This is a genomic window from Bradyrhizobium sp. WYCCWR15520 (genome assembly GCF_056174665.1).
The window spans coordinates 174,561-195,973 of sequence record NZ_JBWBWM010000007.1 but is presented as its reverse complement, the minus strand read 5'-3'; the positions used below and the strand labels follow the sequence as shown (position 1 = coordinate 195,973).

The 21,413-nt window shown below is 63.4% G+C and carries 19 protein-coding genes and 2 riboswitches; of the genes, 10 read left to right on the top strand and 9 right to left on the bottom strand.

Going from position 1 to position 21,413, the window contains the following annotated elements:
• Nucleotides 1-23 precede the first annotated feature (23 nt).
• A riboswitch (glycine riboswitch) is annotated at nucleotides 24-102 on the bottom strand.
• 3 nt (nucleotides 103-105) lie between these two features.
• A riboswitch (glycine riboswitch) is annotated at nucleotides 106-196 on the bottom strand.
• 213 nt (nucleotides 197-409) lie between these two features.
• Both alaS and AC0QUY_RS10525 read left to right on the top strand, forming a co-directional pair.
• On the top strand, nucleotides 410-3,085 hold the full coding sequence (alaS, locus tag AC0QUY_RS10530; protein ID WP_475386781.1) for an alanine--tRNA ligase: 2,676 nt from the start codon (nucleotides 410-412) through the stop codon (nucleotides 3,083-3,085).
• A 303-nt stretch (nucleotides 3,086-3,388) separates the two neighbouring features.
• Nucleotides 3,389-4,063 carry a DUF2270 domain-containing protein gene (locus tag AC0QUY_RS10525; protein ID WP_161853656.1) on the top strand — a complete coding sequence of 225 codons (675 nt, stop codon included), beginning with the start codon at nucleotides 3,389-3,391 and terminating at the stop codon, nucleotides 4,061-4,063.
• A gap of 181 nt (nucleotides 4,064-4,244) precedes the next feature.
• Here AC0QUY_RS10525 and AC0QUY_RS10520 read toward each other — a convergent pair whose 3' ends face one another.
• The 4 genes from AC0QUY_RS10520 to AC0QUY_RS10505 form a co-directional block, all read right to left on the bottom strand.
• A complete protein-coding gene (locus tag AC0QUY_RS10520) occupies nucleotides 4,245-4,751 on the bottom strand; it encodes a DUF3455 domain-containing protein (RefSeq protein ID WP_475386780.1) in 507 nt (168 codons plus the stop codon).
• A gap of 219 nt (nucleotides 4,752-4,970) precedes the next feature.
• Nucleotides 4,971-5,477, bottom strand: coding sequence for a DUF3455 domain-containing protein (locus AC0QUY_RS10515; protein WP_475386779.1), 507 nt, complete (start codon nucleotides 5,475-5,477; stop codon nucleotides 4,971-4,973).
• A 183-nt stretch (nucleotides 5,478-5,660) separates the two neighbouring features.
• Nucleotides 5,661-6,875, bottom strand: coding sequence for an NADP-dependent isocitrate dehydrogenase (locus AC0QUY_RS10510; protein WP_475386778.1), 1,215 nt, complete (start codon nucleotides 6,873-6,875; stop codon nucleotides 5,661-5,663).
• Nucleotides 6,876-7,002: 127 nt separating this feature from the next.
• Nucleotides 7,003-8,730: an alpha/beta hydrolase family protein gene (locus tag AC0QUY_RS10505; RefSeq protein ID WP_475386777.1), complete on the bottom strand. Its 1,728-nt coding sequence runs from the start codon at nucleotides 8,728-8,730 to the stop codon at nucleotides 7,003-7,005.
• A gap of 294 nt (nucleotides 8,731-9,024) precedes the next feature.
• Here AC0QUY_RS10505 and AC0QUY_RS10500 point away from each other — a divergent pair, with 294 nt between their 5' ends.
• From AC0QUY_RS10500 to AC0QUY_RS10490, 3 genes are all read left to right on the top strand, one after another.
• Nucleotides 9,025-10,224, top strand: a complete 1,200-nt coding sequence (locus AC0QUY_RS10500) for a TrmJ/YjtD family RNA methyltransferase (RefSeq protein WP_475386776.1) — start codon at nucleotides 9,025-9,027, stop codon at nucleotides 10,222-10,224.
• Nucleotides 10,225-10,469: 245 nt separating this feature from the next.
• Nucleotides 10,470-11,102: a DUF1326 domain-containing protein gene (locus AC0QUY_RS10495; RefSeq protein ID WP_475386775.1), complete on the top strand. Its 633-nt coding sequence runs from the start codon at nucleotides 10,470-10,472 to the stop codon at nucleotides 11,100-11,102.
• A gap of 50 nt (nucleotides 11,103-11,152) precedes the next feature.
• Nucleotides 11,153-11,944 carry a DUF2182 domain-containing protein gene (locus tag AC0QUY_RS10490; RefSeq protein WP_475386774.1) on the top strand — a complete coding sequence of 264 codons (792 nt, stop codon included), beginning with the start codon at nucleotides 11,153-11,155 and terminating at the stop codon, nucleotides 11,942-11,944.
• Nucleotides 11,945-11,950: 6 nt separating this feature from the next.
• On the opposite strand, the gene AC0QUY_RS10485 is transcribed toward AC0QUY_RS10490, so the two are convergent.
• Nucleotides 11,951-12,601, bottom strand: coding sequence for a TetR/AcrR family transcriptional regulator (locus tag AC0QUY_RS10485; protein WP_475386773.1), 651 nt, complete (start codon nucleotides 12,599-12,601; stop codon nucleotides 11,951-11,953).
• 227 nt (nucleotides 12,602-12,828) lie between these two features.
• On the opposite strand from AC0QUY_RS10485, the gene AC0QUY_RS10480 reads away from it, so the two are divergent.
• From AC0QUY_RS10480 to AC0QUY_RS10465, 4 genes are all read left to right on the top strand, one after another.
• The gene (locus AC0QUY_RS10480) at nucleotides 12,829-13,371 is read left to right on the top strand and encodes an OsmC family protein (RefSeq protein ID WP_161853663.1); all 543 of its coding nucleotides are present in this window, start codon (nucleotides 12,829-12,831) and stop codon (nucleotides 13,369-13,371) included.
• A gap of 37 nt (nucleotides 13,372-13,408) precedes the next feature.
• Nucleotides 13,409-14,530 (top strand): acyl-CoA dehydrogenase family protein, encoded by a 1,122-nt coding sequence (locus tag AC0QUY_RS10475; RefSeq protein ID WP_475386772.1) that lies wholly within the window; start codon nucleotides 13,409-13,411, stop codon nucleotides 14,528-14,530.
• Nucleotides 14,531-14,577: 47 nt separating this feature from the next.
• Nucleotides 14,578-15,453: a sulfurtransferase gene (locus AC0QUY_RS10470; protein WP_475386771.1), complete on the top strand. Its 876-nt coding sequence runs from the start codon at nucleotides 14,578-14,580 to the stop codon at nucleotides 15,451-15,453.
• 162 nt (nucleotides 15,454-15,615) lie between these two features.
• The gene (locus AC0QUY_RS10465; RefSeq protein WP_475386770.1) at nucleotides 15,616-16,227 is read left to right on the top strand and encodes a hypothetical protein; all 612 of its coding nucleotides are present in this window, start codon (nucleotides 15,616-15,618) and stop codon (nucleotides 16,225-16,227) included.
• A gap of 137 nt (nucleotides 16,228-16,364) precedes the next feature.
• On the opposite strand, the gene AC0QUY_RS10460 is transcribed toward AC0QUY_RS10465, so the two are convergent.
• From AC0QUY_RS10460 to AC0QUY_RS10450, 3 genes are all read right to left on the bottom strand, one after another.
• Entirely contained in the window at nucleotides 16,365-17,270 is a 906-nt protein-coding gene (locus AC0QUY_RS10460; protein ID WP_475386769.1) for an EamA family transporter, read from the bottom strand.
• A 23-nt stretch (nucleotides 17,271-17,293) separates the two neighbouring features.
• Complete coding sequence (locus tag AC0QUY_RS10455) at nucleotides 17,294-17,479, bottom strand: hypothetical protein (protein WP_475386768.1); 186 nt, start codon at nucleotides 17,477-17,479, stop codon at nucleotides 17,294-17,296.
• A 65-nt stretch (nucleotides 17,480-17,544) separates the two neighbouring features.
• Nucleotides 17,545-18,435: an AraC family transcriptional regulator gene (locus AC0QUY_RS10450; RefSeq protein WP_475386767.1), complete on the bottom strand. Its 891-nt coding sequence runs from the start codon at nucleotides 18,433-18,435 to the stop codon at nucleotides 17,545-17,547.
• A gap of 136 nt (nucleotides 18,436-18,571) precedes the next feature.
• Between AC0QUY_RS10450 and AC0QUY_RS10445 the strand changes: the two genes are divergently transcribed.
• On the top strand, nucleotides 18,572-19,327 hold the full coding sequence (locus AC0QUY_RS10445) for an SDR family NAD(P)-dependent oxidoreductase (RefSeq protein ID WP_475386766.1): 756 nt from the start codon (nucleotides 18,572-18,574) through the stop codon (nucleotides 19,325-19,327).
• A gap of 61 nt (nucleotides 19,328-19,388) precedes the next feature.
• Here AC0QUY_RS10445 and AC0QUY_RS10440 read toward each other — a convergent pair whose 3' ends face one another.
• Entirely contained in the window at nucleotides 19,389-21,323 is a 1,935-nt protein-coding gene (locus AC0QUY_RS10440) for a sigma 54-interacting transcriptional regulator (RefSeq protein ID WP_475386765.1), read from the bottom strand.
• Nucleotides 21,324-21,413 lie beyond the last annotated feature (90 nt).

Here is a 21,413-nt window from a genome sequence, read left to right as displayed (position 1 = left end):
CTCCGAAAACCCTAAGAAAGCCCCATCTGTCGCTGTGCCTGAGAGTATTATCCCGTCGGCGGACGCCCTGGGCACATGCCGCCCGGCGTCACTTTCCAGATGCTATTTCGTCACGCGGTCCGTTTGCCTGAGAGTTTCCGGGGCGGTTGCTCCTTCGGCGCCGGCGCTGAAGCCGATCTCTCCCGACGTGACGTCTTACAGATAAGAGGGAAACACAGGCCTGCCAAGCCTGTCAACGCAGCCGCAGCATTATCAACGGGATGTGCGTGCCCATCTTGTGTGCTGCGGCAAGCCTATGATCCGCCTGCACAGTTTCTGGACACCGCAGGCGGCCTTGTCTAAAAGCGTTCCGCCGGAGGGTTAAGGGCTGGTTGCCGCCTGATCCGGCCCTTTGCCCGATTGGATGAACATGAGCAGCGTCAACGACATCAGGTCGACCTTTCTGAACTTCTTCAAGGAGAACGGCCACGAAATCGTGCCGTCGTCGCCGCTGGTGCCGCGCAACGACCCAACGTTGATGTTCACGGCGGCCGGCATGGTGCAGTTCAAGAACGTCTTCACGGGGATCGAGAAGCGTTCCTATCAGCGCGCCACCACCGCGCAGAAGTGCGTGCGTGCCGGCGGCAAGCACAACGACCTCGACAATGTCGGCTACACCGCGCGCCATCTCACCTTCTTCGAGATGCTCGGCAACTTCTCCTTCGGCGACTACTTCAAGGAGCGCGCGATCGAGCTCGCCTGGAACCTGGTCACCAAGGATTTCGGGCTGAAGAAGGATAAGCTGCTCGTCACCATCTACCACGACGACGATGAGGCGGCGGGCTACTGGAAGAAGATCGCCGGCTTCTCGGACGATCGCATCATCCGCATCGCGACCTCGGACAATTTCTGGGCGGCGGGCGATACCGGCCCGTGCGGTCCATGCTCCGAGATCTTCATCGATCGCGGCGAACACATCTGGGGCGGACCTCCCGGCAGCCCGGAGGAGGACGGCGACCGCTTCCTCGAATTCTGGAATCTGGTGTTCATGCAGTTCGACCAGGTGACGAAGGAGGAGCGCGTGCCGCTGCCGCGTCCCTCGATCGACACCGGCATGGGGCTGGAGCGCATGGCCTGCATCCTGCAGGGCGTCGAAAGCGTGTTTGAGACAGATCTGTTCCGTAACCTGATCGACGCGACGGGTTCAGCGCTCGGGCATGGTCCCAAGAAGGATAACATCGCGTCGTTCCGCGTCATTGCCGACCATCTGCGTGCGTCGTCGTTCCTGATTGCCGACGGCGTGCTGCCGTCGAACGAGGGCCGTGGCTATGTGCTGCGCCGGATCATGCGACGCGCCATGCGCCATGCGCAGTTGCTTGGCGCGAAGGAGCCGCTGATGCACCGCCTGGTCTGGGCGCTGGTCCGCGAGATGGGCCAGGCTTATCCGGATCTGGTGCGTGCCGAGAGATTGATCGAGGAGACACTGCGGCTGGAAGAGACCCGCTTCCGCAAGACGCTGGAGCGTGGCCTGTCGATCCTCGACGAGAAGAGCGCCGGCCTGAAGAAAGGCGACATGTTCGACGGCGACACCGCGTTCACGCTGTACGACACCTATGGCTTCCCGCTCGACCTGACGCAGGACGCGCTGAAGTCGCGCGGTATCAGCGTCGATCAAGCGGCGTTTTCGGACGCGATGGAGCGGCAGCGCGTCAAGGCGCGCGCGTCGTGGGCCGGCTCGGGCGATACCGCCAGCGAGGCCATCTGGTTCCCGTTGCGCGAAAAGCTCGGCGCCACCGAATTCCTCGGCTACGACACCGAGAGCGCCGAGGGCGTTGTGACTGCGCTGGTGAAGGACGGCGCGGATGCCGACAGCCTGAAGACGGGTGAGAGCGGCGCGATCGTGCTGAACCAGACGCCGTTCTATGCGGAGTCCGGCGGCCAGGTCGGCGACATCGGCCTGCTAACCGGCGACGGCGTCAAGTTCCGCGTCACGGACACGCAGAAGAAGGCGGGCGATCTGTTCGTACATCTGGGCACGGTGGAGCAGGGCACGCTGAAGGTCGGCAGCGCGCTGCAGCTCGAAGTCGATCATGGGCGCCGGTCTTCGATCCGCGCGCATCACTCGGCGACGCATCTCTTGCACGAGGCGCTGCGCCAGGTGCTCGGCGATCACATCGCCCAGCGCGGCTCGCTGGTGGCGCCGGATCGGCTGCGCTTCGACTTCGTACATCCGAAGCCGATCACGGCGGAAGAACTCGCCCGTGTCGAGGACATCGCCAACGATGTGGTGTTGGAGAATGACGAGGTCACCACCCGCATCATGGCGGTGGATGATGCCCGCGAGGCCGGCGCGCGCGCCCTGTTCGGCGAGAAATATGGCGACGAGGTCCGCGTGGTGTCGATGGGCAAGCAGGATCGCGCGCACGGCCAGAACGCGCTCGGCTGGTCGGTCGAACTGTGCGGCGGCACCCATGTGCGCCGTACCGGCGATATCGGCCTGATCTCGGTCACCAGCGAAAGCGCGGTGTCCTCGGGCGTGCGCCGCATCGAGGCGCTGACCGGGCGTCACGCGCGCAAGCACGCCAACGACACGATGGCGCTCGCCAGGAACGCTGCCGCGGAGCTGCGTACCTCGGTCGACGACATGCCCTCGCGCATCACGGCGCTGATGGAAGAGCGCAAGAAGCTGGAGCGCGATCTGTCGGATGCGCGCAAGAAACTCGCGATGGGCGGCGGCGCCACCAATGGCGGGGGCGCGGCCGGCGGCGTGCGCGAAGCGGGAGGCGTCAAGCTCTTGGCCCGCGCGGTCGAGGGCGTCGAGACCAAGGACCTCAAGAGCCTGGTCGACGACGGCAAGAAGCAGATCGGCTCCGGCGTCGTCGCGATCGTCGGCGTCACCGAGGACGGCAAGGCCGGGATCGTCGTCGGCGTCACCGCCGATCTCACCGCGCGCTTCAACGCGGTCGAACTGGTGCGCAAGGGCTCCGAAGCGCTCGGCGGCAAGGGCGGCGGCGGCCGGCCCGACATGGCGCAGGCCGGCGGCCCCGACGGCGCCAAGGCCAACGCGGCGCTGTCCGCGATCGAACAGGCGATGGGCGGGGCCTGATCTGGCAGGCGCCCGAAAGCGTCATATCGCGCCGCCGTCATTGCCTGCGACAAACCCGAAGCGTTGTGCGCAAGGGAGCGACGACTTGTCCGCGTAGCTCGAAGAGCGAAGGCGGAAGCAATCCTTGTCACCGGATAATAGTGTGCGGTGCACCGTTCTATTGTTCGACCTGTTGCTGGCAATTCGGCCTCGGGGCGAGCATAGTTGCGGGGTCACAAATCCGGATAGGTTCATCGGCGTTGATGACATGGATTCTCGCGGTCAACGCCGGTGATCCCCGGTTCGGATAACCGGAGTCCCGCCATGTCTGTCACGGCTTCCAGCGAAACACATCACCAACACATCTTCAATTCTGCCGAGATGGGCGCCATCGCTCATCTTTACCGGGGCGAGGTCTACCGTTCGACGATCTGGCGAACGCGGCTCGACAACACGACCAACTGGGCGATCGTCACAATGGGCATCGCCCTCTCAACGACATTTTCGAGCCCGGAGGCTTCACCGCTGCCGCTCCTGCTCGTGGGCCTGCTCATTGCCGTGTTTCTCGGCATGGAGGCGCGACGCTATCGCTACTTCAATGTCTGGCGCGCCCGAGCGCGGTGGATGGAGATGAATTTCTACGCGCCAATATTCACCGGCGAAGCCCGCGACGATAGCTGGCAGGTGACGCTCGGGCGCGACTACACCGCGCCCCGCCACCACATCTCGTTTGTTCGCGCGGCGGGGCGGCGACTGCGCCGCAACTACGTCTGGATTCTCGCCGTGCAGGTGATTGCCTATTACGGCAAGATCGCAATCCATCCGGCGCCCGCGTCAACCCTCGCGGAATTTGTCGATCGCGCCGCAGTCGGACCGATTCCCGGCTGGGTCGTTCTGATAATTGGCTTCCTCTACAATTTCGGCTGGCTGGCGTTCGCGCTCGGCACGTTGTGGCTCGACGGACGCGAGCACGGGGACGGCAAGGTGGCGATGGGTTAGCGATAGCGCGAAGCGCGGTCGATGCACCTGGATAGTCGGTCACAATGTGCAGGCTGACGCTGGCGGGGATGTGATGCCGGGCGCGAACGCGTTGGTAGACCGGAATCGCATCCTGGTCCTTGAAGCGCTCGATCACCATGAACAGCATCGGCAACTCCCCGGGTGGCGGCGTAGCGTGATGTCAGCCCTTGCGCAGGAACACGTAGTCCGCGGAGTAGGGAGCGTTGTGGTAACTCCCGGCCTTGTCGCAGGCACCTTCGAATTTTCCGCCCACCGTATTGATCCGCTGCACCGTGGTGACGCCGGAGAGGATGCCGGTGCCGCGCCCGGACGTCACCGTCAGCTTCAACAAGGGAATATCGTTCGCTGTCGCGCCGGGCGCGTTGCCGACGGCCTTGCCGACGACGGCGCTCGAGTCGATGTGTTCCCAGTTCGGCCCGGCATAGTGCCGGCCGACAGTCTTGCCGTCGAGCAGCAGCGTCGCGGTCGGCTCGCGGAACGCCCAGGCCAGCTTGCCGTCGGCGGCAGCCTTGCATTCGTAGACCTGCGCGCCTTCGGCGTGGAGTGTGAGGACGACGGTTTCGCCGGGTGCCGCGACGGCCTCGGGAAGCGGTGTCTGCGCGTTCGCAGCCAGGGCTGAGGCCGACAACAAGAACCCGGCGAGCGCGATATTTCCGAGATACGGCATCATAGATCCCTGATGTTGGCCCCGAAGGACCAACACCATCGCCGGCTCATTATGCCGCCATTGCCCTTGGCGAGATTGTCCGAGCCCTTGTCGGGGAAGCCGGTGGTGGACAGCCGGCGCCGGTTTGGGCGCAGCCTGTCCGCATGCCGATTGGGGGCCGCCGCCGTTGGGCAATGCCGTTTCGACATGGTCAGGGGCGCTACATGACGGAGAAAGCGCTCAGCCCTTGCGCAGGAACACGTAATCGGCCGAGTAGGGGACGCTTTCATAGGTGCCCGCCTTGTAACAGGTGCCGTTGAGCCTTCCACCCGCCGTGTTGATCCGCTGCACCGTCGTCGCCGGACTGAGAACACCGTTGCCGCGCCGGGAAGTCACTGTGAGCTTCAGCAAGGGAATGTCGTTCGCGACCATGCCCGGAGCGGTGCCGGCGACCTGGCCAACCACCGCGCTGCCGTCGCTGAATTCCCAGTTCGGTCCGGCGTAATGCCGGCCGACCGTCTTGCCGTCCTGGAAAAGCGTCGCGATCGGCTCGCGAAACGCCCAGGTGAGTGTGCCGTCACCGCCGCTCTTGCATTCGTAGACCTGCGCGCCTTCGGCATGCAGCGTAAGTATCGGGGTTTCGCCCGGAGCTGCGATGGCCTCGGGAAGCGCTTTCTGGGCGGTCGCGTTGACAAGCGACCCGATCAATAGGAAGGCGGCGAGCGCGATGCTCTTAGTGAACGACACAGTAATGCTCCGTCGTGGATTTTCTATTATTGCGAGCCAGCCGGCCGTGCGAATGCGCGCCCGACGACAGGCGTCGAGCAATCCATCGTGCTCCAAGACGTGGATTGCTTTGTCGCTCTGTCCCCGTGCGCAAACGCTTAGCGTTTGTCGCAGGGAATGATGTGGGGGAGTTGCGAAGGCGGCTTAGGCCGCCATCGCCTTTTCGAGATTGGCGGCGACCTTGTCGAGGAAGCCGGTCGTGGACAGCCAGCGCTGGTCGGCGCCGACCAGGAGCGCGAGGTCCTTGGTCATGTAGCCTTCCTCGACGGTCGCGACGCAGACCTTTTCCAGCGTATCGGCGAATTTCGCGAGCTGCGGGTTGTTGTCGAGCTTGGCGCGGTGGGCGAGGCCGCGCGTCCAGGCGAAGATCGACGCGATCGAGTTGGTCGAGGTCTCCTTGCCCTTCTGGTGCTCGCGATAGTGCCGGGTCACCGTGCCGTGCGCGGCTTCGGCTTCCACGGTCTTGCCGTCGGGCGTCAGCAGCACCGAGGTCATCAGGCCGAGCGAGCCGTAGCCTTGGGCAACCGTATCCGACTGCACGTCGCCGTCGTAGTTCTTGCAGGCCCAGACGTAGCCGCCGGACCATTTCAGCGCTGATGCCACCATGTCGTCGATCAGGCGGTGTTCGTAAGTCAGGCGCTTGGCTTCGAACTCCTTCTTGAACTCGCGGTCGAAGACATCCTGGAAGATGTCCTTGAAGCGGCCGTCATAGACCTTCATGATCGTGTTCTTGGTCGAGAGATAGACCGGATAGCCGCGCAACAGGCCGTAGTTGAAGGAGGCGCGGGCGAAGTCGATGATGGAGTCATCGAGGTTGTACATCTGCATCGCGACGCCGGAGCCCGGGGTCTTGAACACTTCCCTCTCGATGACCGTGCCGTCCTCGCCAACGAACTTCATCGTCAGCGTGCCCTTTCCGGGGAACTTGATGTCGGTGGCGCGGTACTGGTCGCCATAGGCGTGGCGGCCGATGATGATCGGCTTGGTCCAGCCGGGAACCAGGCGCGGCACGTTCTTGCAGATGATCGGCTCGCGGAAGATGACGCCGCCGAGGATGTTGCGGATGGTGCCGTTCGGCGACTTCCACATTTCCTTCAGGTTGAATTCCTTCACCCGGGCCTCGTCCGGGGTGATGGTGGCGCATTTGACGCCGACGCCGACCTTCTTGATGGCGTTGGCGGCATCGATCGTGACCTGGTCGTTGGTCTGGTCGCGGTACTCCATTCCGAGGTCAAAATACAGAAGCTCGACATCCAGGAACGGGGTGATCAGCTTGTCCTTGATGTACTGCCAGATGATCCGGGTCATCTCGTCGCCATCGAGTTCGACGACGGGGTTGGACACCTTGATTTTTGCCATGACGGAAGGGGCCTTTTCTCGGAAAACCGCTGATACGGGCGGGGTGGAGTGATTATACGCGGCCTATAGCACCGCAAACCGGCCGGCGGAAGCCAAGCTGTTATGCAGTTTCAGCCCATCCTTTAGATTAGATTGCTGCCTGGGTCGCCGTCCCCGCTACCACATACCAAGTCACGAACAGGCCACAAATCAGGGCACCGGGCAGGCTGGAGCCGGTCCGCCGCCAGGTGAAGGTTGCGATCACGGCGCAGATCGCCAGAAGCGGAACGAACTGGATGGCGACGATGGTCGAGAGCGGCACGAAGCCGGGGTCGGGCAGCGGGTTGAACAGCTTTCCGGTGAGCCAGAGGATGGCGTATTGCCCGCCCACGAGCACGATGAAGCCCAGCGTCAGTGCTAGAATATTGGTCAGGTAAAGCGCGTCCCGGGGTGCCGCCATGGTCGAAAAATTGCGATGCAGGACATGCAGCGCGATCACGAAAAAGGTCGTGAACGGCACGACGTAGATCAGGAAGATCAGGAACTGCTTGGGGCTCATCAATTTGATCGCGACGATCCAGAACCGGAAGTCGATCTTGAAGGCGAGATCGGCAAGCCAAAGCGCGGCATAGCCGATCGCGACGGACGCGACGGCGATCACGGCCGACTGCAGGACAATGCCGCTTCGGCTGGCGCGCTTGGGCGCGAACCGCATCAAGGCCAGCGTGATCAGGCCGTTGATGACGGCCCAGACCAGGATCTGGTTGGTAATGCCCTGCGGCAGCAAGGCGGAGGGTTTTAGGAATGTCCCGCCCAGCGCGAATGCCGGATAGTACGTCAGCGCCGGAATGAAGGCCGACAGGATGAAGGCGGCGGTCCAACGGCGGCCGCTCGCGGCGACATGTTCCGGCATGGTGCCGTCGGCAATCTCCGGCAGCCGCAGGCGGGAATACATCGGCGCTTCCAATAGCGCATCGAAGGCGCCGATCAAGAGCGCGACGAAGCCGAGCAGGGCGATCAGCGTGCCGATTTCTTTCCGGAACCAGATCTGGTCATCGACCGGGCGGGGCGTGCCGCCCTGCAGGGTTTTGGCGAACCAGTCGAGGCTGTAGCCGATCGCCTCGTGGGAAATGTGCTCCGCCGGGTGGGTGATGGCGGGGGTATACAGCACCCGGGCGGTGCCTTGCGCGATGTCGCCATAGACCTTGCCCGGCTCGACCGGGCCCTGAGTGCCGAACAGGGCCCAGAGTTTCGGGCTCTGGGTCACGTCGCGGGCAAGGTCGACGCCCCACATCAGGGTGGAGAATTCCTCGTATTTGGCGAACACCAGCGCCACGTTGCGTGGCCAGGTGGTCGTGCCCTCGGCCGCAAACGGTTTTCCGGTCGAGGAGCCCTCCAGCACCATCGATTTGTAGTCGTTGGGCGCGGCCGTCGCCGCCGCCAGCACGGTCCAGCCGCCCATCGAGTGGCCCTCAAGCCCGATATTGTTCTTGTCGACGATTTCCAGGCTGCGCAGATAAGCGAGGCCATCGGGGCCGCCGAATCCGTTGGCGAAAGCGGGCGGGTCGCTGTAGCCGTGGCCGGTCTGGTCGAGCGCGAGGACGACATAACCGCGGCGGGCGAACTCGATAGCGAAACCGTCCTGGGTCTCGCGCGAATTGATGTAGCCGTGAACCGCGAGAATGCCGGGGGCGGGAATCTGCGGCGTGGCGTTGGGCGGGATGTAGAGCAACCCACTCATGGTGTTGCCCTTGGCGCCCTTGAACCTGACATCCTCGATCCGGATGCCGCCGGCAGTCTGGGTGAAATGGGCGAGCAGGCCGCCCGCCAGGATCAGGACCACGCCGACAATCGCCAACGACCACCTGCCGCGCATGGACGCCTCCCGTTGATGCCCTTCACCGTTGAACCGGCGCTCGGGATTGTTTGCAGCTTCGCTTCGCTTTGCTTGTGATTGTTAGCCTATCCGAAAGTCTAATGCGCGCAAGCGACGGTGCGGGATCAGGGCCTCCTTGAGGCTTTGAGCGAGCGCGCGGAGAGGTTAGTAAGCCGCGCAGCAGGCTCGCGAATTGGGCCGCCATCCGAAACGAACTGAATCCATCGCGGTGATTCAAAAACCTTCAGAGGTTGAATCAACTTCGGAAATTGAATCAGAAGGTGAAGTCGAGAAATGTCCGGCACCGATAAAACCAAGTCTGATTTCGACTTAGCCGGACCTGTTGTGATCCTCGTCGAGCCGCAGCTCGGCGAGAATATCGGCATGGCCGCGCGTGCGATGGGCAATTTCGCGCTGTCGCGCTTGCGGATCGTCAATCCGCGCGACGGCTGGCCGAACATCGCCGCGCAGCGGGCGGCGGCCGGCGCCGACCAGATTCTGGAACAGGCGCAGTTGTTCGACACCGTCGAACAGGCGGTCGCGGACCTGACGCTGTTGTTTGCCACCACGGCCCGCGCCCATGACCAGGCCAAGCCGGTGGTCGCGCCGGTGGAAGCGGCGGCCGAGATCGTGGCCCATGTCGGCAACGGCGGCGGGGCCGGCATCCTGTTCGGCCGCGAGCGCTATGGCCTGCAGAACGAGGAAGTCGCGCTCGCCAACCGGATCATCACCTTTCCGGTCAACCCGGGTTTTGCCTCGCTGAACCTGGCGCAGGCGGTGCTGCTGATCGGCTATGAGTGGTTCAAGCTGTCGACCGGCGGCGCGCTGCCGTTCGCGATGCCGGAGCGGTCGGAGCCGGCCTCGCAGCACCAAATGCAGGCCTTCTTCGACAACCTAGTCCGGGAACTCGACAAGGTCGAATTCCTCCGCCCGCGGGAGAAGCGGGACACCATGCTGGTGAATCTGCGCAACATCTTCACCCGTATGGACCCGACCAAGCAGGACATGCACACCCTGCACGGCGTGGTGATGGCGATCGCGGAAGGGCGCAAGGGCCCGGCCAAGGGCGGCGTGCTCGACGGCGAGCAGGCGACACGGCTGCGGGCGCTTCTGGCCGAGCATGGGCAGGGGCCGGCGGCGCCCGGCGACAGCTCGACCGTGCGCGGGCTCGCCCGCCTGCTTCGCCGCAACCCGACGGATGCCGAGCGGATCCTGTGGCAGGCGCTGACCCGCGACCGCCGGTTTGCCGGCCAGTTCAAGCGCCAGACGCCGGTCGGCCGCCACATTCCCGATTTCGTCTCCTTTGTGCATCGGCTCGCGATCGAACTGGTCAACCCGAACGAGTCGGAGGCGATCATTGCCGACCGCGCCATGCGGAAGGCCTGGCTGGAGGCGCGCGACTATCGCGTGATCGAGATGAAGGTGGCGGATGTGGAGGGCGATCTGGCGTCTGAGCTGGGCCGGCTGGAAGCGTGCTTGCTGGAACGCGGTTAGCTTGGCGCTTCTGGCCAGCAGGTGTTTCGCCATCCGACACATGGAACCGTCGGCCGGGTCACTGTCGTCCCGCTCACAAACGGAGTAGGCTTGCGGTGCTCGGACAGCAGGCCGCCCGATGCCAACTATCGTGGCATGGCGCCGATGCGTTGACCACGAGCCCGTTCGCATCGACGCGCGTTTGACGCTGGCGAGCATTGCCAGGCGGCTGCAGTCCAATCGACAACGCAACGCGGAGGTCTGTCATGGCTACATCCGACTGGCGTCTCGAAGGCGAATGGATCAAGAACTGCAATTGCGCGTTTGGCTGTCCGTGCGATTTCAATGCCCTGCCGACCGAGGGGTATTGCAAGGGAATGGTCGGCATGCGGATCACCAAAGGGCATTTCGAGAAAACCAAACTCGACGGCCTGGTTTTCGCGGCGACCGTTCATTTTCCCGGAGCGTTGCACGAGGGCAACGGCCAGCTGCAACCAATTGTCGACGAGCGTGCCACACCGGAACAGCGCGAAGCGCTGTTCAACATCATGTCGGGCAAGCATTCCGCCGAAGGCACGCTGTTCCAGATTCTCAGCCTGATCGTGACCAAGATGCATGAGCCGGTGTTTGCGCCGTTCGAGTTCTCGTTCGACAAGAATGGGCGCGTGGCGCGTGTCGTCGTGCCGGGTGTGCTGGAGACCGAGGTTGAGCCGATCAAGAATCCCGTGACCGGAGAGCCTCACCGCGTGCAGGTTGTGATGCCAGAAGGCTTCGAACACAGGGCGGCGGAGGTTGCCTCGGCCAATATTCGTTCGACCGGCGCCATAAAATTCGAAACCAAGGGCACGCATAGTTCGCTCGCCAACGTGGTCCAGACGCCGGACGGCGTCGCGGCCTAGCGCCGCAGCAGAATCCAACTAGGTGCCGTTCCAGCATCGGGAGCGGATTCATGACGGGGACCTGGACGCTCGAGCAGACCCTGCGGCACGATCGCCTGATCGTGGCCATCGGAATAGCCACCGTGGTTGCGTTCTCCTGGGGCTATCTGCTTGCCGGCGCCGGCATCGACATGAGCATGGCCGATATGCCGATGGACCCTGAGCCGTGGTCGCTGGCGCAGGCCGGGCTCATGTTCGCGATGTGGTGGGTGATGATGGTTGCGATGATGGTGCCGAGCGCAGCGCCGACGATCCTGCTGTTCACGGCGATCAAGCGCAGGCAGGCGACGACGGATAGCCCCGTCGTTGCAAGCTGGCTGTTTCTCGCCGGCTATGTCGTGATCTGGGCAGGCTTCAGCCTCGTTGCGGTCTCGCTGCAGTGGGGACTTGATCAGGCCGGATTGCTGTCCGGCATGATGGCGAGCACCAGCACTGTGCTCGCCGGGATCATCCTGCTCACCGCCGGGCTCTATCAGTTCACGCCGCTCAAGCACGCCTGTCTGCATTATTGCCAGAGTCCCATAATGTTCCTGAGCCGGTATTGGAAACCGGGCACACTTGGCGCGTTCCGCATGGGCCTGCTGCACGGCGGCTATTGCGTCGGCTGCTGCTGGTTTCTGATGGCGCTGCTTTTCGTCGCCGGTGTCATGAACCTCGCCTGGGTCGCCGCTGTTGCGATCTATGTCGCCTTCGAGAAATTGCTGCCTCGTAGCCAATGGCTCAGCCGTGCCGCTGGCGTCGCCCTGATCGTGGCCGGCGTTCTCTTTCTGGCTTTCGGTGCCACGGCTTTCGCGTCGTACTAGCGGCCGTCAGACGGCGACCAACTCGGCGGGACTACCGGTCCGCTTCGGCTTCTTTGCTCTCGAAGGCCCGAACAGATTGCTGGCGGCAAGGCCTGCGGTATCGGCGACCGAGGGATCGCGCGAGACCATCGCGGCGACGATGGCGCCGTCGATCAACAGCGCGAGTTGATGCGCGAGCACCTGCGGTTCGGCGGCGCCCATCTCACTGGCGAGCTTCTCGATATGCGCCAGCACCACTTTCTTGTGGCGCAGCGCGATGTTGCGGAATTGCTTGGCGTCCTTGTCGTGCTCGGCCACCGCGTTGATGAAGGGGCAGCCGTAGAAGCGTTCCTCCGCGAACCAGCGCTTCAGCGCCGGAAAAATCCGCTTCAGCTTTGCCTGCGCGTCGCCGCCGCCATCCTCCATGGCGCCGATGAACCATTCGCGCCATGCCTTGCCTTCGCTTTCCAGCACGGCGTTGACGAGGTTGGTCTTCGATCCGAACAGTTTGTAGAGCGTGGTTTTCGCGGTGCCGGCCTCGTCGATGATGGCGTCGATGCCGGTGGCGTTGATGCCGTTCTTGCAGAACAGATGCGTCGCCGCGCTGAGCAGGCGGCCGCGCGCGGTTTCCTCGTCTCCCGCGGCGAACTGCTTCTTCTTCGGAACTGATTTGCCCATGCCAGCCAGTTAATCGAACCGCGCCGCAATCATCAAGCCGCATCTTTGCGCCGAAAATAATCGCAAGCCGCGCGGCAACTGCATCGCGCGTGAGCAGCGCGGCGCTGATCAATTTCCGGGCAGGCATGGCTAAGCAGCGAGAGAAGTTCGGCTTTTGGTTTCGGCCGGTTCTGGCACGCTTAATGCAGGAAACAGAACGTTCGGTATCCTACTCAGGGAGAGAAATGATGACTGCGGTTGCTCAAAAAACAGTGCTGACGGGCTGCCTGGCCCCGATCGACAGAGGCGGGCTCGAGCAGCTCATCGCCAACGGCAAGGCCAATCCGAAGGTCATCAAGACCTTGAAGTGCAAGACGGTGGCGGAGGGCAAGTTTCGCCACGCCAACTACATCCGCAACCTCGCGCCCTATATCGTCGACGAGCCGCCGGGCCTTTTGGGCGACGACACCGCGCCCAATCCTTCCGAAGCATCGCTGGCTGCGCTCGGCTCGTGCCTTGCCGTCGGCCTGCACGCCAACGCCGTTCACCGCGGCTGGATCGTCAACAAGCTCGAACTCGAACTCGAGGGCGACCTCAACATCACGGCGGTGTGGGGCACCGGCGACGTCAGCGAGAAGCCGGTCGGCTTCACCGATGTGCGCGTCAAGGTCGACATGGAATGCGAGGGCGTTTCCAAAGCCGAGATCGACGCGCTGGTCACCCACGTCAAGAAGTGGTCGCCGGTCGCCAACACCTTTACGCGGCCCGTCAATCTCGAGGTCGGCATCTAACGTAACGCGGAACGCGTGCAAGAGGGAGCGGGAGATCATGGGTTCACTAGCTTTGTCGCGGGTCGAAGTTGCAGATCAGCCCGCTCCCACGATTGTTGACGAGGTTGCCAGACTGGCTCGCCGCGACCTGGCGCCGCTGGCGCTGGCCATCGATGCCGGCTCCGCCTATCCCGACGCGTTGCTGCGCGGTTTCGGTGAGATCGGCGCGTGGGGCAGCCATGTCCCGCAGGAGGGACCGGCCGACCTGCGTTGTGCCATCCAGTCGATCGCTGCGATCGGGGAGGTCTGCGGTGCGACGGCGTTCATGGCCTGGTGCCAGAACACGCTGGTCTGGTACGCGGCGAACTCGACCAATCTGAAGCTTGCAAGGCGCTTCGGCGACAGTTTTTCGAGCGGACGGGTGCTCGGCGGCACCGGGCTCTCCAATCCGATGAAGAGTTTTTTCGGCATCGAGAAGCTCAAATTGAAGGGACGCAAAGTCGAGGGCGGCTACGTCGTCAAGGGGGCGCTGCCGTGGGTGTCGAACCTTGGTCCCGATCATTTCTTCGGCACCATCTTCGAGCGCGAGGACGAGGGCGGCGGCATTGTGATGTTCCTCGCCGACTGCTCCGATCCCGCGATCACGCTGCAGCCGTGCAAACCTTTTCTCGCGATGGACGGCACCGGCACCTATGGCGTGCAGTTCCGCGACGCGTTCGTGCCCGATGAATTGATCCTGGCCGAACAGGCCGCGCCGTTCGTGAAAAAGATCCGCGCCGGCTTCATTCTGCTGCAGACCGGCATGGCGCTCGGCCTGATCAAGGATTGCATCGAGATCATGGACGAGGTCGAGGCGCCGCTCGGGCACGTCAACCGCTATCTGCCGCAGCAGCCGACGCAATTCCGCGAACTCCACGCCGAGTTCGAAAAGGAGGCGATGGCGCTGGCGAGCGATCCTTATAACTCCGACGACAGCTATTGGCGGCGCGTCGTCGCACTTCGCTTGCGGCTCGGCGACGCCAGCGTCGCGGCCGCGCATGCGGCGATGCTCCATTGCGGTGCGCGCGGCTACCTCAAGAGCCATCGCGCGCAGCGCCGGCTGCGCGAAGCCTATTTCGTTGCCATCGTTACGCCCGCCACCAAGCAGCTCCGCAAGATGCTGGCAGGCGACGAGCACTGACTTCCGACCGACCCCAACCCGCAACCTTGAAACAGGAGAAGCCTGCCATGACGGACGTTCTGATAACTGCCGGCGAACTCGCGGAATTCCTCAAGCAAGAGCCGTGCGTCGTCATCGACACCCGCAATCCCGAGGCTTACGGCGCGGGGCATCTCCCCGGCGCCGTCAACGTCCATGAAATCTTCACCTATCTGGCGACCTCGACGCCGGAGGGCATTCACGAACTGAAAACGAAATTCGCCGACGCGTTCGGCGCCGCCGGCCTTTCGGGCAAAGAGACCGCGGTCATCTACGAGCAGTCGATGAATTCCGGCTTCGGTCAGTCCTGCCGCGGCTATTATCTCCTGACCATGCTCGGCTATCCCAAGGTCAAGGTGCTGCATGGCGGTTACGATGCCTGGGCGGCTGCGGGCCTGCCGGTGACCAAGGACGTGCCGTCGCCGGTGAAGGCGTCGTTCTCGGTTCTGCCAGAAGCCGGCGACATCCTGATCGACGCCAAGACCATGCTCGCCGCCGTCGGCAAGCCCGGTATCGCACTGCTCGATGTCCGCGACATCGACGAGTGGATCGGCGAAAGCTCTTCTCCGTATGGGAAGGATTTCTGCCCGCGCAAGGGACGCATCCCCGGCGCCGTCTGGCTCGAATGGTACCGCATGATGAAGCCGACCGCGGAAGGGCCACGCTTCAAGTCCAAGAACGAAATCCTGGCGGAATGCGCCACCGTCGGCATCACGCAAAGCACGCCGGTCTATCTCTACTGTTTCAAGGGCGCGCGCGCCTCGAACACGTTTCTCGCCTTGAAGAACGCCGGCGTGAAGGATGTGCGGATGTATTTCGGCTCCTGGAACGAATGGTCGCGCGATCCGTCGCTGCCCATCGAGGAGGGCCTGCCGATGGACGCCAAGCTCACCAAGGCAGCATAACGGCGCGTCGGTGGTTGCCGTCTGATTCTACGGAATTAACGGCAACACGGCGGCCTGCAATGCTTGAAGCGATGGCGCGAACTAATGGAACCGCGCCATCGCCGCGCTGGCGTTCCCGATCTGCGCTGCGTATAATCGCGACGCAATCGGGTGGTCGCGCGGATGTCGATGTTCTCACGCAGATTTGGTCTTGCATTGGTCGTGGCGATGCTGTGGCTGGGCGCGCCGGCGGCCCATGCCCAGGCCTCGCCGGTAAATTACTGGATCCCGGGCTGGCCGATGGGATTCAGCGGCACTGCGGGCGAGAGCCCCGATGCCTACGGCAACTTTCCGAGCTTCGACTTCCGCGACCTCGGTAACGGCTCTTCCTATGCGCGCTACAATTTCTCGAACGGCTTTTTTGTCGGCAGCCAGCGCAGCACCACGGGCTTCAGCAGCCTTGGCCAGAGCACCTTCGGCAGTTTCGGATCAATCTACAGCGAAGGCGCGCAGTTCGGTTACAGCCTGAAGAACGGCGGGCTGCCCGTCACCTTCTATGCCGGTTTCGACACGTTGAAATACAATACCGGCATCGGCGGCCCGTTCGCGCCGTTCGATTCCAAATCCGGCACGCTGCCCGTCAGTAGCGCGTATGCCGGCATCGAATTCCAGGCAACGTCGAATCTCAGCCTGTCGCTCGGGGTCGGCTACGTCCAGCAGTCAGGCCGCCTCGACAGCGAGATCAATTCGCTGCCCGGCGCTTCGTCCTTCGCGGTCGGCGGCCGCCGCTACTAGGGCATTGTCCTGGTAGTTACGTCAGGTCCGCTTTGCTCTCGAAGGCGCATGCGCCTTTGGGCCATTACCGGCCAGTTAATGAGGCCTCCGCATCCCGTGTCGCGCAAGTTTTGTCGTCGATCCGCAGTGGATCGCTGTCAAGCCCGCTCATCGGCACTCGCAAAGTAGAGAAGCGCCGCAACAGAGCTGATCACCAACGCCGCGCCCGTTAAGCTCAGCATCGTAATCCGTTCGCCAAGAATCCATGCTCCAAGCATGAGCGCGACGACTGGATTGACGAAGGTGTAAGTGGCGACAACCGGGGCGGACATGCGATCGAGCAGCCACAGGTAGGCTGTGTTCCCGACGACGCTACCGAGGAGCGCCAGATAGAGCATACCCCCGAGCGACACGATTGAGACCTGGCGAGGCGAGAAGTCGATCCATTCGCCGACCAAATGACTCAGCACCAACAGGCCGACGCTACCACAGATAAGCTGCATGCCAGCAAGATCATGGGGCGGAATATGGGCTGCACGCCTTTGCACGTACACGCTGCCGAGTGCCCAGGACAGAGAGGATACCAGAAGCAAAAGAATCACACCGATCGGCAGCGAATTGTGCGTATTCGACGTTTCATTCCATGCGATTAATGCGACGCCGGCCAAGCCGGGCACAAGCGCCAAGAGCCTTCTCAAAGCTTCGCTTTGACCAGTTGATACGTTGACAAGCACGATCCAGAACGGAATGGTCGCCAAGAAGATGGCCGATAACCCCGAAGGGACATAACGCTGGGCATATGCGAGGGTCCCGTGACATCCGATGAAGAGGAGCGCGCCACTGATTGCAGCGTGCCGCCAATCTTCCCGCGATCGTGGAGTCAATCTCCTCAATTGCGAGAAGCCAAGCAATACAGCGCCACCGAGAATGGAGCGCGCTCCAATCAGCAGCAAAGGAGGGATTGACTGCAAGCCTAGCGCGATCGCTAGATATGTCCCACCCCATAACAGATAAATGGCGCCGAATGCGCCTATTAATTGGGCTCGGCGTGTGCCTATCGACATTGATGGCCTCTTGCTGTTGACAATCAAGACAACAGCATGTCAACGCATCGACAAGCGGCGAGGTTTCCGTTGCTGATAAAGGCTCGCTCGAGGTGAAATTTCCCGAACACCTTGCCGGAGCAGGCCTGAAGCGCGGCAAGAATGTTGGCACCCTCGTGCGCGCGCATTTCCGCTGCGGTCATGACCACGGGACGGGCGTCGGCTTTCACGCGCCGATCCCGGAGTGGGCTGGACGCCTGCGGCATCGGGCAGGTCGATGCGGAGCCGGCCCGGATTAGGCGGCCCGGATATTGCCCCTTGCCGCCTTGGTCTCTCGGATGGGCGGCAAACCGAACATGCGCGCGTATTCCCGGGTGAACTGAGAGACGCTCTCGTAGCCGACCGCGAATGCGGCGCTGCTCGAGGTCACTCCATCCGACAGCATCAGCCGTCTCGCCTCGATCAGACGTAATTGTTTCTGGAACTGCAGCGGAGAAAGAGACGTCACGGTGCGAAAGTGCTGGTGGAAGGCCGATGGGCTCATCCCGGCAATAACCGCGAGGCGCGCGACCCGCAATGGCTGAGCGAATTCGGCTCGAAGCACCGCGACCGCGCGCGCCACGCGTTGCACATGGCCGTCCGGCCAGCCAAGATGTCGGATCGCCGCCCCATGCCGTCCGGCCAGGAGCCAGTAGTGCATCTCACGCACCAACTGTGTGCGCAGAACTGGCACCGATGCCGGGCGCTCAATCAGGCGCATCAGCCGAAGCGCTGCGTCGGTGACTTCGGCGTCGGTCGGCTCGTGGCGCACGGGCGCGCCCTCGGCGATCGGCACCGCCTTCATCTCCACGGCGAGCTCTGCGATCACCACCGGATCCAAGTCCAATACAAGCGAGAAGTAGGGTGCGGCGATGCTCGCCCGTGTGACCTGGCTTACCGTTGGCACGTCAGCCGTGATCAGCAGAGAGTCGCCGGCACTGAACGTGAAAGCCCGATTGCCCATCGTCACTTGCTTGGTTCCCTGCAGCACAAGGCAGGCGAGCGGGCGGGAGATCGCATAGTCCATGCCGCTCGGTGCGGTCGCACGAATGGTCGTCAGGCCAGGAATCGGCGTTCGGGCAACCCCAGCCGGATCGGCATGGACCTCGGCATAGCGGCGAACAGCCTTGAGGAGAGTGTCGGTCATGCAGCGATCCTATCGCGCCTGAACCGATGCGTAAATTCGATCTGTAGGAATAGGCAAAGATCGTCGAGGTTCCGGCAACAAAGGCCAGCTCCCAGGCTGCATATCAGCGTGGCCACGCAAGCAATAGGAACCTAGCATGACCAAGATCGCTCTCATTACCGGAGCAAGCCGCGGGCTTGGCCGGAACACTGCGCTCAACATCGCCCGCGAGGGTAGCGATGTCATCATCACATATCAGAGCCGTGAGGAACGCGCTCGAGCCGTTGTCGCCGAGATCGAGGCGATGGGCTGCACGGCGATCGCACTCCAGCTCGATGTTGGCGATGTCTCCGCGTTCAAGCCTTTCGCCGAGCGCCTGCGGACCGCGCTGCGGAAGACCTGGCAGCGCGATACGTTCGATCACCTTGTCAACAACGCCGGCCATGGCGACATGGCTTCGATCGCGGAGACGACCGAGACGCAGTTCGACAAGCTGGTCAATGTCCATTTCAAGGGCGTGTTTTTCCTCACCCAGGCGCTGTTGCCGCTGATCGCGGACGGCGGGCGGATCGTGAACCTGTCCTCCGGCCTGACCCGCATCTCCTTCCCCGGCTTCTCCGCCTATTCGGCGGTGAAGGGAGCGGTCGAGGTGCTCAGCGTTTACATGGCGAAGGAACTCGGTAGCCGCGGCATTGCGGTCAATACCGTGGCGCCGGGAGCGATCGAGACAGACTTCCTCGGCGGCGCCGTCCGCGACACGCCGGATCTCAACAAGACCTTCGCGGGCATGACAGCCCTTGGTCGTGTCGGTGTGCCTGACGACATCGGCCCGATGATCGCGAAGCTGCTGACCGACGACAATCGCTGGATCAACGCCCAGCGGATCGAAGTCTCCGGCGGCCAAGTCATTTGACCGATAGGCTGGACCGGATCGCAGCCTGACCAGATGAGCCGAGTCAGGCTGACGGCCGCGTCTATCCGCTGAGACCCGCGGCGCCACGCGAGCGTTCGGTAATCCCCAGCGCCTTGATGCGTGAGGCTAGCGTGGTCGGCTTGATGTCGAGCATCTCGGCGGCGCCGCCGGGGCCGAACACCTTGCCGGAGCAAGCCTGAAGCGCGGCGAGGATGTTGGCGCGTTCGTGCGCGCGCATTTCCGCTGATGTCATGACCGCGGGACGGCTATCTGCTTTCACGCGCGGCGCGCCGGGGGAGGGCGGAGCACCGGATGCGTCGGGCAGGTCGATGCGGAGCCGGCCGCTCTGCGCTAGAATCGCCGCGCGCTCGATCACGTTCTGGAGTTCGCGGACATTGCCGGGCCAGTCGTAGCGCGAGAGCCTGCGCGCATCGCCTTCCGACAGACGCAGGTCGGATTTCAGCGCCTTGCTCTCGCGTGTCAAAAAATGCTGCGCTAGCAGCGGGATGTCCTCGCGGCGCTCGCGCAGCGGCACCGACTCCACCGGAAAGACATTGAGGCGGAAGTAGAGATCCTCGCGAAAGCGGCCGCGCTGCACTTCCTGCTTGAGATCGCGGTTGGTTGCGGCGATCAGGCGCACGTCGACGGCGCGGGTGCGCTCTTCGCCGACGCGTTCGAAATTGCCCTCCTGCAGCACCCGGAGCAGCTTGCCTTGCAGCTCCAGCGGGATTTCGCCGACTTCGTCGAGGAACAGCGTGCCACCATCGGCGAGTTCGAACCGGCCGATGCGATCGCGCATCGCGCCGGTGAAGGCGCCTCTGATATGGCCGAAGAACTCGCTTTCAAAGAGTTCGCGCGGGATCGCCGCGCAGTTGACGCGGATCAGCGGGCGGTCGCGGCGGCTGCTCGCCTCGTGGATGGCGCGCGCGATCAATTCCTTGCCGGTGCCGGATTCGCCGGTGATCATGACGGCCGCCGACGTCGGCGCCACCAGCTTGACCTGGCGCAGCGTCTTCTGGATCGCCTCGCTCTGGCCGATGATGCCGCGCGGGTTGGTCTCGATGCGGATTTCTTCCTGCAGATAAGCGTTTTCCAGCTCCAGCCGCTCGCGCAGGCGATCGACTTCGGCGAGCGCGGCGTGCAGCTTCTCGTCGGCCTCGCGGCGCTGGCTAACGTCGCGGAATACGATGACGGCGCCGACCACGACGCCGCGGTCGCGGATCGGAGTCGAGGTGTATTCGACCCAGACCGGCGTGCCGTCCTTGCGCCAGAACACTTCGCCCTCGACCTGGTGCACGGCGCCGTCGCGAAAGGCCGCATAGATCGGGCAGTCGTGATCGGGATAGTGCCGCCCATCATGATGGGTGTGATGGACGATCGGGTGGATTTCCTTGCCGACCAGTTCTTCCGCGCCCCAGCCCAGCATGCGTTCGGCCGCCGGGTTGACGAAGGTGGTCTTGCCCTCGGCGTTGACGCCGTAGATGCCTTCGCCGGCGGCGCGCAGGATCAACTGGTTTTCCCGTTCGATATCCTGGAACACGCGCTCGACGCGCTGCCAGGTCGCGATCCCGCCGCGCATGTGGTCTTCGGCCGCCGCATCGACGTAGCGGCGGCGGCGCGCGTCGAGATCGCTCATGGTGAGCAGCACCAGCGAACGTCCTCCTTCCGGCACCAGCGAGCCGGCATATTCCAGGCGCAGGCTTTGCCCCGTAGCGTGGCGCGGCGTCAGTGCGTTGGTCCAGTACGCGCCCTTGTCGAGCACCGCCTGGGTAAAGACGATCAGCGCCGGCAACTGGCCGCTGTGCAGCGTAGAGACCTTGGTCTGCCGCAGCAGGGCGCGATCGTAGCCGAGCAGGGTGCAGGCGGCCGGATTGGCGTCGACGATCTGGTCGGCATGGGGATCGAGCAGCAGCGTCGGCTCGATCGCGAATTCGAACGTGGCGGCGCGGAGTTCGACGTCCTGCGGCGGGACGGTTGAACCGAGGGCGAGATCCATCCGTTACTCCGAAATCTCGTAATTCAATTACGATATTTCGTGTAACACGAATTTTCGTAATCGCCAATATCAGCAAAATCCCTGTGATGT